At 73.1% G+C, this 13,712-nt stretch carries 17 protein-coding genes; 5 read left to right on the top strand and 12 right to left on the bottom strand.

Annotated features, from left to right (window positions below):
• The first annotated feature begins 13 nt into the window (after positions 1 to 13).
• Complete coding sequence (locus tag ACQEVC_RS31865) at positions 14 to 616, top strand: response regulator (protein WP_432891808.1); 603 nt, start codon at positions 14 to 16, stop codon at positions 614 to 616.
• 124 nt (positions 617 to 740) lie between these two features.
• On the opposite strand, the gene ACQEVC_RS31860 is transcribed toward ACQEVC_RS31865, so the two are convergent.
• From ACQEVC_RS31860 to ACQEVC_RS31840, 5 genes are read right to left on the bottom strand one after another with little or no spacing between them, the layout of a single operon-like run.
• Positions 741 to 1,343 carry a hypothetical protein gene (locus tag ACQEVC_RS31860; protein ID WP_432884972.1) on the bottom strand — a complete coding sequence of 201 codons (603 nt, stop codon included), beginning with the start codon at positions 1,341 to 1,343 and terminating at the stop codon, positions 741 to 743.
• 22 nt (positions 1,344 to 1,365) lie between these two features.
• Positions 1,366 to 1,917 (bottom strand): DUF6286 domain-containing protein, encoded by a 552-nt coding sequence (locus tag ACQEVC_RS31855; RefSeq protein WP_432884969.1) that lies wholly within the window; start codon positions 1,915 to 1,917, stop codon positions 1,366 to 1,368.
• Between the two features lies 1 nt (position 1,918).
• Positions 1,919 to 2,494 carry a hypothetical protein gene (locus ACQEVC_RS31850; protein ID WP_432884966.1) on the bottom strand — a complete coding sequence of 192 codons (576 nt, stop codon included), beginning with the start codon at positions 2,492 to 2,494 and terminating at the stop codon, positions 1,919 to 1,921.
• Positions 2,491 to 2,985: an Asp23/Gls24 family envelope stress response protein gene (locus tag ACQEVC_RS31845; protein ID WP_318402384.1), complete on the bottom strand. Its 495-nt coding sequence runs from the start codon at positions 2,983 to 2,985 to the stop codon at positions 2,491 to 2,493. The genes ACQEVC_RS31850 and ACQEVC_RS31845 overlap by 4 nt, the downstream gene beginning before the upstream one ends.
• Positions 2,986 to 3,043: 58 nt before the next feature.
• Complete coding sequence (locus ACQEVC_RS31840) at positions 3,044 to 3,232, bottom strand: hypothetical protein (RefSeq protein ID WP_346263139.1); 189 nt, start codon at positions 3,230 to 3,232, stop codon at positions 3,044 to 3,046.
• A gap of 147 nt (positions 3,233 to 3,379) precedes the next feature.
• Between ACQEVC_RS31840 and ACQEVC_RS31835 the strand changes: the two genes are divergently transcribed.
• On the top strand, positions 3,380 to 3,976 hold the full coding sequence (locus tag ACQEVC_RS31835; RefSeq protein WP_432884962.1) for an MBL fold metallo-hydrolase: 597 nt from the start codon (positions 3,380 to 3,382) through the stop codon (positions 3,974 to 3,976).
• Positions 3,977 to 4,031: 55 nt separating this feature from the next.
• Here ACQEVC_RS31835 and ACQEVC_RS31830 read toward each other — a convergent pair whose 3' ends face one another.
• Together ACQEVC_RS31830 and ACQEVC_RS31825 are read right to left on the bottom strand one after the other, a co-directional pair.
• Positions 4,032 to 5,402, bottom strand: coding sequence for an MFS transporter (locus ACQEVC_RS31830; RefSeq protein ID WP_432891805.1), 1,371 nt, complete (start codon positions 5,400 to 5,402; stop codon positions 4,032 to 4,034).
• Positions 5,403 to 5,715: 313 nt separating this feature from the next.
• Positions 5,716 to 5,952 carry a hypothetical protein gene (locus tag ACQEVC_RS31825; protein WP_432884960.1) on the bottom strand — a complete coding sequence of 79 codons (237 nt, stop codon included), beginning with the start codon at positions 5,950 to 5,952 and terminating at the stop codon, positions 5,716 to 5,718.
• A gap of 156 nt (positions 5,953 to 6,108) precedes the next feature.
• Here ACQEVC_RS31825 and ACQEVC_RS31820 point away from each other — a divergent pair, with 156 nt between their 5' ends.
• The gene (locus tag ACQEVC_RS31820) at positions 6,109 to 7,221 is read left to right on the top strand and encodes a geranylgeranyl reductase family protein (protein WP_432884958.1); all 1,113 of its coding nucleotides are present in this window, start codon (positions 6,109 to 6,111) and stop codon (positions 7,219 to 7,221) included.
• A 27-nt stretch (positions 7,222 to 7,248) separates the two neighbouring features.
• Here the strand turns inward: ACQEVC_RS31820 and ACQEVC_RS31815 are convergent, their stop codons facing one another.
• From ACQEVC_RS31815 to ACQEVC_RS31805, 3 genes are read right to left on the bottom strand one after another with little or no spacing between them, the layout of a single operon-like run.
• Complete coding sequence (locus ACQEVC_RS31815; RefSeq protein ID WP_432884956.1) at positions 7,249 to 9,540, bottom strand: heavy metal translocating P-type ATPase; 2,292 nt, start codon at positions 9,538 to 9,540, stop codon at positions 7,249 to 7,251.
• 14 nt (positions 9,541 to 9,554) lie between these two features.
• Complete coding sequence (locus tag ACQEVC_RS31810) at positions 9,555 to 10,550, bottom strand: hypothetical protein (protein WP_432884953.1); 996 nt, start codon at positions 10,548 to 10,550, stop codon at positions 9,555 to 9,557.
• Positions 10,551 to 10,583: 33 nt separating this feature from the next.
• Positions 10,584 to 10,793 (bottom strand): heavy-metal-associated domain-containing protein, encoded by a 210-nt coding sequence (locus tag ACQEVC_RS31805; protein ID WP_318402370.1) that lies wholly within the window; start codon positions 10,791 to 10,793, stop codon positions 10,584 to 10,586.
• A 125-nt stretch (positions 10,794 to 10,918) separates the two neighbouring features.
• Here ACQEVC_RS31805 and ACQEVC_RS31800 point away from each other — a divergent pair, with 125 nt between their 5' ends.
• The gene (locus ACQEVC_RS31800; RefSeq protein WP_101365859.1) at positions 10,919 to 11,221 is read left to right on the top strand and encodes a metal-sensitive transcriptional regulator; all 303 of its coding nucleotides are present in this window, start codon (positions 10,919 to 10,921) and stop codon (positions 11,219 to 11,221) included.
• 4 nt (positions 11,222 to 11,225) lie between these two features.
• Here ACQEVC_RS31800 and ACQEVC_RS31795 read toward each other — a convergent pair whose 3' ends face one another.
• Complete coding sequence (locus ACQEVC_RS31795) at positions 11,226 to 11,789, bottom strand: hypothetical protein (protein ID WP_432884949.1); 564 nt, start codon at positions 11,787 to 11,789, stop codon at positions 11,226 to 11,228.
• A 98-nt stretch (positions 11,790 to 11,887) separates the two neighbouring features.
• Entirely contained in the window at positions 11,888 to 12,916 is a 1,029-nt protein-coding gene (locus tag ACQEVC_RS31790) for a medium chain dehydrogenase/reductase family protein (RefSeq protein ID WP_432884946.1), read from the bottom strand.
• Between the two features lie 101 nt (positions 12,917 to 13,017).
• Here ACQEVC_RS31790 and ACQEVC_RS31785 point away from each other — a divergent pair, with 101 nt between their 5' ends.
• Positions 13,018 to 13,698 carry a TetR/AcrR family transcriptional regulator gene (locus tag ACQEVC_RS31785; protein WP_432884944.1) on the top strand — a complete coding sequence of 227 codons (681 nt, stop codon included), beginning with the start codon at positions 13,018 to 13,020 and terminating at the stop codon, positions 13,696 to 13,698.
• Positions 13,699 to 13,712 lie beyond the last annotated feature (14 nt).

Here is a 13,712-nt window from a genome sequence, read left to right as displayed (position 1 = left end):
CTCGCCCGAGCAGATCCGGATCCTGCTCGCCGAGGACGAGCACCTGATCCGCGGCGCGCTGACCGCGCTGCTCGGGCTGCACGACGACCTGGTGGTGATCGGCCAGGCGGCGACCGGCACCCAGGCGCTCTCGCTGGCCCGGGCGCTGCGGCCCGACGTGGCCATGCTCGACCTGCAGATGCCGGAGTTGGACGGCATCGCGGTCGCCGAGGCGATCCGGGCCGAGGTACCGGGCTGCCGGACGATGATCGTCACCAGCCACGGCCGGCCCGGGCACCTCAAGCGGGCACTCGCGGTCGGGGTACGGGGCTTCCTGCCGAAGACGGTCTCCGCCGAGGTGCTCGCCGACGTGGTCCGCAGCGTCCACCGCGGTGGCCGGTACGTCGATCCCCAGTTGGCCGCCGAGGCGATCAGCGCTGGCGACAGCCCGTTCACGCCCCGCGAGGCCGACGTGCTGGAGTTGGCGGCGGACGGCGCGCCGATCGAGGAGATCGCCCAGCGGATCTCGCTCTCGCCGGGGACGGTGCGCAACTATCTCTCCTCGGCGGCCGGCAAGGTCGGTGCCGCCAACCGGCACGAGGCGGTGGCCATCGCCCGCCGGTACGGCTGGCTCTGACCCGCCGCCCCGGCACGGTGTGTTCGGCCACTCGCTGGGCGGGTGCGACCCTGGCGGGGGCGGTGCGGCCGGGCGGGCCGGCTCAGTGCGACCGTGGCGGGGGCGGTGCGGCCGGGCGGGCCGCTCAGTGCACCCGGACCGGGCCGGCGGCGTCGATCCGGGCGGTCACCTCCAGCCGGCGCGGCGCCAGCCCGGAGGTGGCCCGGAACCTCTCGACCGCCGCCGCCACGTGTTCCCGGACGGCGGTCAGCCCGGCCCGGGAGTTGAGCTGCAACTCGATCCAGAGTTCCGGCCGGGGCGCCGTGCCGGCCAGCGTGACCGAGGCCCGGCGGACCTGCGGATCCCGGGCGAGGTCGCGTTCGAGGCCGCGGGCCAGCCGGGCACCCCGGACGCGGGTGGCGCCGGGCAGCGCCGGACCGGCGGCCGCGGTCTGACCGGTGACGGACCGCAGGTCGAGGTCGCCCAGCACCGGGTACCGGCGGGCCCGGAGCACCCGGCCGAGCAGCTTCGACCCCAGCCAGGCGAAGAAGGTACCGAGCACGCCGAGGATGACCAGACCCCACGGGTCGAGGCCGCGCCAGGTGCGGAGCAGACCCGACCAGAGCAGCGGTGCGTTGTTGTCGACGCCGGCCAGGTGTCCGAGGCTGGCGATCAGCCCGACCACGCCGATGGCGGTGAGCACCAGGCCGACCACCGTCCAGAGCACCCGGATGGCGCTGTTCGTCATGCCGGCTCTCCAGGCTGCCGCATCAGCCCTCCACCCGGGGTACGTCGGTCCGTGGCCGGCTGCCCGACCGGATCATCTGCACGCCGACGTGGTCGTGCGGCGAGGCGCCGAGGCGTTCCAGTTCGCGCCGGACGGTGAACTCCACCGCCATGCTGACCGAGGCGTCGCCGACCGCCCGGATCCGGGTCCGCCAGCCGAGGCCCTCGCGGCGGACCCGGGCGCTCGCCGACTCGACTCCGGGTACCGCGTTCGCGGCCGTCGCCAGTTGCCGTTCCACCGAGCGGCGTTGCAGGTGCCAGCCGTCGGCGAGCCGGGTGGGTAGCCGGTCGGGCTTCCAGCGGACCAGCTGTCCCCACAGGATCAGCAGCCCGAGTACGCCGGCGGCGACGATTCCGGTCCGCACCCAGGGATCCTCCAGCCGGGTACCGGTCAGCGTGCGGTACCAGGCCGCCCGGTCGACGACCACCGACTCCCGGCCCAGGGCCACCGCGAAGACCTCCACGATCAGCAGCAGCCCCACGCCCAGCAGAGCGCAGCCGAGCAGCAGGGTGGCGAGCCGGTTGACCAGGCGCATCTCAGCTCCCGTCCACCGGCACCGGCAGGTCGATGTCGTCGACGACCACCTCCACCGACGGCTGCTGACCGAAGCCGGCCAGTACGCCCCGGACCGCCACCTGGATCTGCTCGGCCACCGGGGCGATTGGCACCGGCCCGAGCCCGACATGCACCTCGACCGGGTCCCCGAGCCGGATGCCGACGACCTTGCCGCCGGGAAACAGCGTGGCCACCTCCACGCCGGTACCGGCGGTCAGCCCGGTCACGCCGGGAACCCCGAGTACCGCCTCCCGGATCTTTCCGGCGACCGTGGCCTGGTCGGCGACGGTGACCGGGGCGGCCTCGGAGACTGGGGTGGCCTTGGGGGCCGGGGTGGCCTTGGGGGCCGGGGTGGTGGTCGCCCGGCCGCTCCGCGGAGTCGCCGTCCTGGTGTTCGGGGCCTCCGCCGTCGCCGGGTTGGTCCGCGGCGAGGTGCGGCGGTTACGGGTGTCGCGGCTGGTCGTCGCGCGGCCGGGCTCGGCGGTGGTCCGGCCGCCGCGGTCGGTGCCGCTCTGCGCCGCCCGGCTGGTGCCGCTCTGCGCCGCCCGGCTGGTCATCGCGCCCGCTGCTGGCCGTCGTCGCCGTCCTGGTCGCCCTCGACGAAGACGTCGTCGACGTTGATGTTCACCTCGACGACCCGCAGGCCGGTCATCGCCTGGACCCGGTCGACGACGTTGCGGCGTACCGCCTCGGAGACCTCGACGATGCTCTGGCCGTAGAAGGTGACGATGTCCAGGTCGATCGCTGCCTCGCGCTCGCCGACCTCGACCGAGACGCCCTGCCGGATGGTTTCGCTGCCGCCCGGGACGAGACCGCGGAGCTGTCCGACCCGCCGGGCCAGGCCGGCACCCATCGAGCGCACGCCCGGAATCTCCCGCGCGGCGAACCCGGCGATCTTGGCGACCACGCCCTCCGCGATGCGGGTCTTGCCGGACTCGGTGGTCAGCTCGGCCCGGGCCGGTCCACCGCCGTCCGGCGTGGCCATCGGGCCCGGCGTGGCCGCCTGTGTCCGGTTGTCGTTCTTGGTGGCGGTACTGCTGTCAGCCATCGCCTGTCCTCATCTCCTGCCGATGCCGGGTCGATCCGGTGCGGGTGGCCTGCACCGCTCAGCGGCGTCGGGACGCGGTCGCCCGGTCGGCCAGGCCGGCGACGCTGAGATCACCGTCGATCACCCGTACGGCGAGCCACCCGACCAGGCCGGCGAGCACGGCACCCGCCGCCGCTCCGAAGCCGGCGACGGCCCATACCGCCGCGACGAGGAAACCGACGACGAAACCGAACTGTTGGCGTGACATGCGTTCCTCCCCGGCTGGGTGCGGCAGGTCGGCAGTGCTTACACGCTGGCGGAGAACTCGAACCCTGCCGAACCGACGACATGTGTGATCCGCGTCACTCCAAGTGCCGTGATCATGACTGTCGGGAGCGGCGGGTAGCGTGACCGGGTGCGGCTCACCAAATACACCCACGCCTGCGTACGGCTCGAACACTCCGGCGGTGTCCTGGTCATCGACCCCGGCGTCTGGAGCGAGCCGGCGGCGCTGCGCGGTGCCGACGCGGTCCTCGTCACGCACGAGCACACCGACCACGTCGACGTGCTGCGGCTGGCCGGCCTCGGCGTCTCGGTCTACGCCCCGGCCGGGGCGGACATCCCCGATCTCGACGTGCACCCCGTCGCACCGGGGGAGGAGTTCACCGCCGCCGGCCTGCGGGTGCGCGCCTTCGGCGGTCGGCACGCCACCATCTACGGCGGCCAGCCGGACTGCCCGAACCTCGGATACCTCGTCGAGGGGCAGGTCTATCATCCCGGCGACTCGGTGCACCGGCCGGACATGCCGGTGCAGACGCTGCTCGTACCGGTGCAGGGGTCCTGGCTGAAGACCGCCGAGGCGATCGACTTCGTCCGGGCCATCGCACCCGAACGGGCGTACGGCATCCACGACGCGCAGGTCAACGACCGGGGGCTGCAGAGCGTGCACGGGTGGCTCGCCGAGGAGAGCGCCGGCTGCTACCGCTGGCTCACCCCGGGCGAGACGGCCTGACGCACCACTACCGGCGGACCGGTACGCCCGGCCAGCGGACCGGTCCGCGTGCTGGTCACCTGGTGCGGCCGCGGCCGGCCGGGGTGCCGGGCCGCTCGGTCCAGCTGTCCACGATCGCCGCGACCAGCGCGACCAGGACGAAACCGATGGTGGCCAGCAGAGCGTCCCGGAACGCCCGTGACCAGCCGTCGTGGGTGGCGGCCAGGGTGCTGAAGAAGATCGCGCCGACTCCGGCGATGCCGGCGGCGGCGCCGATCCGCTGGCCGGTCTGCAACATTCCGGCCGCACTGCCGGCCTGGCCGACCGGTACCTCGGAGAGCGTGAGGTTCTGGTTGGGCGTGATCACCAGTCCGCTGCCGAGCCCGGCGACCAGCAACGGCAGGGCGGTCGCCAGCGGTGCGCCGCGCCCGGGCACGAAGTGCAGGGCCAGGATCACGGCGCCGAGCCCGAGCGCCACGGTGGCCAGGCCGATCGCGACCAACGGCCGGCCGAACCGGTTGACGATCCGGCCGCCGAGTGCTGCGGTGACCGCCGAACCGAGCGCGAACGGCGTGATCGCCAAGCCGGCCTCCAGGGCGGTGTAGTGCAGCCCGGCCTGCAGATAGAGGGTGAAGAGGAAGAAGACCGCGACGAAGCCGCCGAAGTAGAGCAGCCCGATCAGGGTGCCGAGCGAGTACGACCGGAGCCGGAACAGGGCCAGGTCGAACAGCGGCTCCCGACGGCGCCGATACCGCAGTTCCCAGCCGACGAAGCCGAGCAGCACCAGCAGCCCACCCGGGATCAGCAGCCACTTGAGCGGCCCGTGCCACTGCCGCTGTTGCACCAGCGGCAGCAGCAGGAGGACGACACCGATCCCCAGCAGCAGTACGCCGAACGGGTCGAGATCCTTCCGGCCGGCCCGCCGTCCGGGACCGGCCGGCAGCAGCCGCCAGGCGAAGGCGATCGTGGCGATGCCGACCGGGACGTTGACGAAGAAGACCAACCGCCAGCCGAGATGCTGGCCGCCGAGTTCGATCAGGGCGCCGCCGAGCAGTGGCCCGACGCCGGTGGAGATGCCGATGGTGGCGCCGAGCAGCCCGAACGGACGGCTCCGGGCCGCACCCCGGTAGAGCTGCTGGATCAGCCCGATCACCTGCGGGTTCACCAGTCCGGCCGCCGCGCCCTGCAGCAGTCTGGCGGCGATCAGCCAGGCCGGCGACTCGGCCAGCCCGGCCGCCGCGCTGGTCAGGGTGAACAGCGCGAGACCGAGCATGAAGACGTTGCGCCGGCCCCGGGCGTCACCGAACCGGCCGGCGGGGACCAGCATCAGGCCGAAGGTCAGCGCGTAGCCGGAGAGGATCCACTGGAGATCGCTCGGGTCGGCGTGGATGGCCCGGTCGATCGAGGGGATCGCGACGTTCACGATGCTCACGTCCAGCAGCGTCATGAACGCGGCGACCAGTCCGACGGTCAGGATCTGCCGGCGCCGCCGGGTGGCTGTCCGCTCGTCCAGCCCGGCCAGTGGATCCGGTTCCGGTGTTGCCGGGCCGGCCCGGTCGCCCGGCCCGGGCCGGCCGGCACGATCCGGTGGACTGCCTTGTGCCGCGCTCAATCGGGCCTCGCTGACTGGTGCCGCGTCCGAGTCGTGGGCCGCGAACGGTGACCACCGGGGACAGACTAGCGCAAACCGCCCCAATGCACAGTCGCTGACCTGCCCGGTGGTTCGTCGCCCCGCCGCTCGGCCCGGTCGGCCGGGCAGCTCAGGTGAGGTGCTGCGAGCACCAGCGCGGACCGAAGTCCAGACCCTCCATCGGGGAGTCCTCGCGGTGCAGCAGGTTCTTCTCGCCGAGCACGTGCAGCGGCGTCGTCAACTGGTCCGGTGGCAGGCCGACCTCCTCCGCGATGGCCTCCGGGAACGGCACCTGTCCCCGGGCCTCCAGGGTGGTGACCGCCTGGTACACCCGCTGTTCGATGTCGGTGAGATGTAGCTGTTGCATGGTGACCTCCTCGCCCGCGCACCGCGCACGGGCAGTTCGCGAGGCCGCGATTACCCACCGAGACGGCGTTGATGCACCCGGGTAACGGATCCGCCACGATCGTCGGCCGGCGTCCCGTTCCCGGAGCCGACCGGGCGGTCGCCTAGGCTGCTACCCGTGATCTGGGACGTGGCCGTGATCGGGGCTGGACCGGCCGGGCTCTCCGCCGCGTTCGCCGCCGCCCGGGCCGGAGCGCGGACGGTGGTGCTGGAGAAGTCCGAGCATCCGCGCTACAAGACCTGCGGCGGTGGTCTGATCGGCACCTCGCTGGCGGCCGCCGCCGCGCGGATCGAGGTACCCGCCGACGACCGGGTGGACCGGGTGACGTTCACCGCCGACGGCCGGCGGGAGTTCACCCGGCGGCACCGGCCGGGGCAACTGCTCACGATGGTGCGGCGGGAGGAGTTCGACGACCGGTTGCGGGGCGCGGCCGTCGACGCGGGCGCCGTACTCCGGCAACGGATCGCGGTGCGTGGGATCGAGCAGGACCCCGACGGCGTACGGGTCCGGCTCGCCGACGGCACCGAACTGGGTGCCCGGGTGGCGGTCGGCGCCGACGGCTCGGCCGGGGTGACGGCCCGCCGGGTGGGGGTGGAGTACTCACAGGTCGACCTGGGGCTGGAACTGGAGATTCCGATCCCCGCACCGCTCCAGCAGCGCTGGCGCGGCCGGTTGCTGCTGGACTGGGGCCCGCTGCCCGGGTCGTACGCCTGGGTCTTCCCCAAGGGCGACCGGCTCACCGTCGGCGTGATCGCCGCCCGGGGCGAGGGGGAGCGGACCCGGCGCTACCTGCGGCGGTTCGTGGAGCGGCTGGGCCTGTCCGGCCTGGAGCCGGCGCACGACTCCGGGCACCTGACCCGGTGCCGGGCCGACAACTCCCCGCTGCGGCACGGCCGGGTGCTGGTCGCCGGTGACGCGGCCGGCCTGCTGGAGCCGTGGACCAGGGAGGGGATCAGCTTCGCGCTGCGTTCCGGTGCGCTGGCCGGCGCGGCGGCGGCCGGCGGTGACCTCGACGGGTACGTCCGGGCGGTGCACGACCAGCTCGTCCCGCCGATGCGGGCCGGGCACCGGATTCTCGCCGCCTTCTCCCGGCACCCGGGGCTCTTCCACACCGCCCTGGCCACACCGCCCGGCTGGCGGATGTTCACCGCCTTCTGTCGGGGCGAGACCAGCTTCGACCGCACCCTGGAGCGCCGCCGGGTACGCGCCGCGCTGGCCCTGCTCGGCTGACCCCGCCCCGGCGGCGCCCAACTGCGACTATCTGCCGGCGGCGACCGCCCGGTCGTCCTGGTACGGCCTGAAGCGGCGCAGCCGCAGCGAGTTGCCGACGACGAAGACCGAGGAGAAGGCCATCGCCGCACCTGCGATCATCGGGTTGAGCATCCCGATCGCGGCCAGCGGCAGCGCGGCGACGTTGTAGGCGAACGCCCAGAACAGATTGCCCCGGATCACCCGTAGCGTCGCCCGGGACAGCCGGATCGCGTCCACGGCGGCGGTCAGGTCACCGCGTACCAGGGTCAGGTCGGCGGCCTCGATCGCGACGTCCGTACCCGTGCCCATGGCCAGCCCGAGATCCGCCTGCGCCAGCGCGGCGGCGTCGTTGACACCGTCCCCGACCATCGCCACCACCCGACCCTCGGCCTGGAGCCGCTTGACCACGTCGAGCTTGTCGGCCGGCAGCACCTCGGCGATCACCTCGTCGATGCCGACCTCGGCGGCGACCGACCGGGCGACCGCGTGGTTGTCGCCGGTGAGCAGCACCGGGGTGAGGCCGAGCCGGCGCAGTCCGGCGACCGCCTCGCGGCTGGTCGGCTTGATCGCGTCGGCCACCACCAGCGCCCCCCGGACCCGGCCGTCCCAGCCGGCCAGCACCACGGTCCGGCCGGCGGCCTCGGCGTCCGCGACCGCCGCGCCGAGCGCGGCGGGCAGCTCCAGGTCGCGGTCGACCAGCAGGCGGGCCCGGCCCACCGTGACGACCCGGCCGTCGACGGTACCGGTTACGCCGAGCCCCTCGACGTTGGCGAACCCGCCGACCTCGGGATGTGGCCCGGTCCGCTCGACGGCGGCGCTGGCGACCGCGCGGGCGATCGGATGCTCGGAGGCGTTCTCCAGGGCGCCGGCCAGCCGCAGCAACTCGTCCGCGTCCTGGCCGTCGGCCGGGAGGGTCTCGGTCAGCGTCATCCGCCCGGTGGTGACGGTGCCGGTCTTGTCCAGCACCACGGTCTCCACCCGCCGGGTCGACTCCAGCACCTCCGGGCCCTTGATCAGGATGCCGAGCTGGGCACCCCGGCCGGTGCCGACCAGCAGCGCGGTGGGGGTGGCGAGCCCGAGGGCGCACGGGCAGGCGATGATCAGCACCGCGACGGCGGCGGTGAACGCCGCGGTGACGCCGTCCCCGGAGCCGAACCAGAAGCCGAGGGTGGCGACGGCGAGGGTGATCACGATCGGTACGAACACCCCGGAGATCCGGTCCGCCAGGCGCTGCACCTGGGCCTTGCCGGTCTGGGCTCGTTCGACCAGGGTCGCCATCTGGGCGAGCTGGGTCTCCGCACCCACCCGGGTGGCCCGGACGACGAGCCGCCCTCCGGCGTTGACCGTCGCCCCGACCACCTGGTCGCCGGGACCGACTTCTACCGGCACCGACTCCCCGGTGAGCATGCTGACGTCGACGGCGGACGACCCGTCCTCGACCACACCATCGGTGGCGATCTTCTCACCGGGGCGGACCAGGAAGCGGTCGCCGACGGCGAGCTGGTCGACCGCGATCCGATGCTCGACGCCGTCGCGGAGCACCGTGACCTCCTTGGCGCCGAGTTCGAGCAGGGCACGCAGGGCGGCACCGGCCCGGCGCTTGGACCGGACCTCGAAGTAGCGGCCGGCGAGGATGAAGAGGGTGACCCCGGCCGCCGTCTCCAAGTAGATGTTGCCGGCGCCGTCGCTCGGGCCGATGTCGAGGCTGAACGGATGCGTCATGCCGGGCGTACCGGCGGTGCCGAGGAAGAGCGCCCACACCGACCAGCCGAACGCGGCGAGCGTACCGAGCGAGATCAGGGTGTCCATGGTGGCGGCACCGTGCCGCAGGTTGATCCAGGCCGCCCGGTGGAACGGCAGCCCGCCGTACGCCACGACCGGCGCGGCGAGGGTGAGCGAGAGCCACTGCCAGTAGTCGAACTGCCAGGCCGGCACCATCGCCAGGGCGATCACCGGCACGGTCAGTACCAGCGACACCAGCAGCCGGGTCCGCAGCGTCCGCAGCTCGTCGACGGGTGCCGCCGGCTCTGACCCGGGATCGTCGGCCGGTCGGGGCGGCGGTGGCAGCGCGGCGGTGTAGCCGGTCTTCTCCACCGTGGCGATGAGCTCGTCCGGGGTACGGGTGTCGTCGAAGGTGACCGTCGCCTTCTCGGTGGCGTAGTTGACCGTGGCGGTCACCCCGTCCAGCCGGTTGAGTTTCTTCTCGATCCGGCTGGCGCAGGAGGCGCAGGTCATCCCGCCGATCTTCAGTTCGATCCGGTTGGGTGCCATGGGTGGTCGTCCGGCGGCCGGTGCCATTCCTGCCTCCTGCGCTAGTTGTGTCCGTGGCCGGGCTCGCCGTGCCCCGGCTCGTCCGCTCCGGCGGTGGCCGTCGGCGCGGGCCCGTCGGGTGTCGCACCGCCGCCCGGGGTGCCGGTGGGTGCGGGCTGGGCCGGCGAGCCGGCGGTCAGGGTGAACTCGGCGGTGCGGACGGTGCCGCCGTGCTGGAAGTCGAGATACAGCCGGTAGCTGCCGGCCGAGGGGACGTCGGCGAAGAAGGTGATCTCGGGACCGGCGGGCGTCCGCCCGTCACCGGGCTCGCCGTCCGGGTGTACGTGCAGGTACGCCAGGTCACCCTCGCGGAGCGCGACCAGGTGGCCGTACGCGCCGAGGTAGGGCTGCAGGTCGGTGACCGGTCGCCCGTCGCGGCTGACGGTCAGGGTCAGTTCGCTGGTCTGTCCCGGCGTCAGGGCGCCGTCCAGGCGTACCTGGTATCCGTCGACCTCGGCGGTCGGGGTCGGTGTCGGCAGTGGCCGGGGTCGGAAGTCGCCGGCCACCGCGACGTCGAGCCCGAGGGTCAGCGCCTCCGCGCCGCTGGGCTTGAAGTCGGCGAACGCCCGCCAGCTCCCGGGACCGGTCAACGGCGAGGCGACCCGCCAGGTTCCGTCGGCGGTCATCTCCGGGTGCACGTGCCGGAAGCCGGACAGGTCCCGGCGGGCGACGATCAGGTGCATGCGCTTGTCGTGTTCCACGTCGTAGCCGGTCACCGGCTGCCCGTCCGGCCCGATGATCCGGAACGCGAACTCGCCGGCCGGGGCCGGTACGCCGGCCAGCGTGTAGCCCCGGTCGGAGACGAGCAGCCCACCCGGTAGCTGCGGTGCGGTGCTGGCCTCGCTGCCGGTGCCGTGTCCGGTGGAGTGGGCGGAGTCGGTCGAACTGCTGGAGTCGGCGGTGCGTACGGGGCCGGCGAGCTGGCCGGTCCCGTACGCCGCGCCGAACACTGTCGCGAGCCCGAGCGCGAAGGCGCCCAACTTCGTCGCGGTGTTCATCGTGCTACCTGGTTTCTGCTGGATCGAGCACGGTCAGGAGGTGACGAGTTCGTAGCCGGCCTCGTCGACGGCGGCGCGGAGCTGCTCCTGGTCCACCGGGTCGTTGCTGGTGACGGTGACCGCACCGGAGGCCAGGTCGACGCTCACCTCGGTCACGCCGGGGATCGCCCCGACCTCGGTGCTGACGGCGCTGACGCAGTGGCTGCAGGTCATTCCCTTGACCTGGTAGCTCTGGGTGATCATTGCAGTTCTCCCTTCCCGGACCCAGCCTATACCCGAGGGGGGTATCTGCCGGACACTTTACCCCTCGGGGGTATCCGTACATCAGGACCGTAGCATACCCCTGGGGGGTTAGCTATGCTTGCGGCATGACGACACCTGCGGAGACCCCGACTCGCGGCTACACCGCCAGCAAGGACCAGTTGCTCGCGCGGTTGCGCCGGGTCGAGGGGCAGGTCCGCGGGATCGAGCGGATGGTCGAGGACGACCGCTACTGCATCGACGTGCTGACCCAGATCTCCGCCATCCAGGCGGCGCTGGACAAGGTCGCGTTGGGGCTGCTCGACGGGCACGCCCGGCACTGCATGCACGAGGGCGCCGCCGAGGGTCGGGCGGACGAGATGGCCACCGAGATGATGGCCGCCGTCGGGCGCCTGATGAAGCGCGGCTGACCGGTCAACTCCGGGCCGGGTCGGCCCGGCCCTCCGGGTCGGGGGTCGGGAAGAGGTCTACCTGCTCGCCGAGTTCCACGTCCCCGGCCAGGTGGGCCGGCGCCGGCCGGTCGGTCGCCGGCAGCCTTGAATACCGCCGCCCGGATCCCTCTCGGTCCGGCCGGGAGGTGACCCGGAACGGCACCATCACGATCGGTGCCGGCGGCGGCTCGAATCTGCGGTCGCCCCAGCGCAGCCAGATGGCGATCCGGCCGGCCGCCGCCTCCAGCCTGAGCTTGTCGACCGAACGCTGCCGGTCGGAGTGGTCGACCTCGACCACCACCGGCGCACCGTCCGGCCGCGCACACCCGACATCCACTATGGAGTGCCGGTGCTCGTACGGCGGGGGCAGCGGCATCACGCTGGCGGCCCGCCGGTACACCCGCCAGCCCTGTGCCATGGCCCAGGCCGCCACCGAGTCGATCAGCAGCACGGTGACCTCGTCACTCGTCTGGTCGGTGAACGTCAGCCGGCCCAGCCAACCAGTCAACGCGGCGCCGATCCGGGCGCCCTCCTCGGCCTGGTCCACGAAGCGACGGTACCGCGCAGGTGTGCCGGCAACGTTCCCGTGCCGGCGTTGATTCCGCATTACCAGCCCCGGTGGTGCGCCCGGGCCGGCAACCGCGGTCAGGGGGTGAGGATGACTTTGCCGGTGACGGTTCCGGATTCGGCGAGGCGCAGGGCGTCGGCGGCGCGGGCGAGGGGGAACCGGGCGGCGATCTGCGCGGTGAGGTGTCCCTGGGCCATGGCCTCCAGGACCTGGCTGAGGTCGTCTCGCAGCCGGGCGCGGAACCGCTGTTTCGCCAGCGGACGACCGGCCCAGATGTTGTAGAAGTAGCCGCGCCGGCCGTTGGGCAGGGCGTTCCAGGTCCAGACCCTGGCAAGGATCCTGAGTACCGGCAACTGCTTCGGGCCGGTGTCGTCCCGGGTGCTGGCGCTTCCGTACGCGACCAGGGTTCCGCCGGGGGCGAGCAGTCGCCACGAGTCCGACACGCTGCGCGCGCCGAGGTGGTCGAAGACCGCGTCGACGCCGCCCGGTGCGATCTTCCGGACGGCGGCGGGCACGTCGGCGTGGTAGTCGATCGGTGTGATGCCGAGCTCGCGCAGCCGGTCGTGGTGGCGCGGCGAGGCGGTGCCGATCACCTGAGCCCCGGCGAGGCGGGCGAGCTGTGCCAGCGTGGTCCCGACGCCGCCGTTGGCGCCGTGCACCAGAACCGTCTGGCCGGCGCGGACCCGCGCCTTCCGGTGCAGCATCTGCCAGGCGGTGATGCCGTTGACCACGACGGTCTCCGCCGCCGCGGGGTCCAGCCCGGCGGGCACCGGCAGCACGTCGGCGGCCTCGACGACGACGTGGCTGGCCCAGCCGCCCACCTTGGTCAGCGCCGCGACGCGTTGCCCGAGCAGCACGGGGTCGGTGCCGGGTCCGGCGGCCTGGACGACCCCGACGAGGTCGTAGCCGGGGACGAACGGGAACGGTGGCTGGTCGTAGTAGCGGCCCCGCCGCATCTGCTGTTCGGCGAAGGAGACGCCGGTGGCCTCCATCCGGATCACCACCTGGCCGGTGCCGGGAGTCGGGATCGGTGACGTGCGCACCTGTAGCCCGTCCGGGGCCACCACGCCGGGAAGCACGATCTCGGTCCGTCGATCGGTTGTCATCTCGTCTCCTCCGAGGGGCGATGATTGCATCTAGCTGTAGTTAGAACCTCTAACTTCAGTATTATGGGCTCACTGAAGTGGTGTCAAGCGAGGGGACCGGCATGGACGAGGCCGCCAGGAGTCCGCGGGAGCGCTACCGTGCGCAGGTCCGTGACGAGATCAAGGCGCACGCCTGGACGCAGGTAGCCAGTACCGGCGCGTCCGCGCTGTCGCTCAACGCCATCGCCAGACAGATGGGGATCAGCGGTCCTGCGCTCTACCGCTACTTCCGCAACCGGGACGACCTGATCACCGCCCTCGTGCTGGACGCCTACCACGACCTGGCCGACACCTGTCGGGCCGCGGCGGCATCCGAGCACACAGCCACGGCCCGGCTGACGGCGGTCGCCGCCGCCCTACGCGGTTGGGCGCTGGCCGCCCCGCACCGCTACCTGCTCATCTACGGCACCCCGGTACCCGGCTACGCCGCCCCGCCCGAGGCGACGACGGTTGCCGCCAGCATCATGTCGGTGCTCCTCGACGCCTTCACGGAGGCCGTCGGCGACGACCCGAGCGGACCTGCCGGCGAGCCCGCCGCAGCTCTCGACCGGCACCTGGCCACCCACCGGCAGTGGGCGGACGGGCATCCCGCCCCGTCGGCGGCGCTGCGTCGGGCACTCACCTTCTGGACCCGGCTGCACGGCGTGGTCAGCCTGGAGGTCGCCGGTCATTTCACCGGGATGAGCTTCGATCCGGCGCTGCTCTACGCCGCGGAGGTGCACGCCGCCGTCGACACGGCGTGACCACACCGGTCGAC

Source organism: Plantactinospora sp. CA-294935 (genome assembly GCF_050936445.1).
Lineage (GTDB): Bacteria > Actinomycetota > Actinomycetes > Mycobacteriales > Micromonosporaceae > Plantactinospora.
The sequence above is the reverse complement of the archived record's forward strand: the minus strand, read 5'-3'. Positions and strand labels throughout refer to the sequence as shown.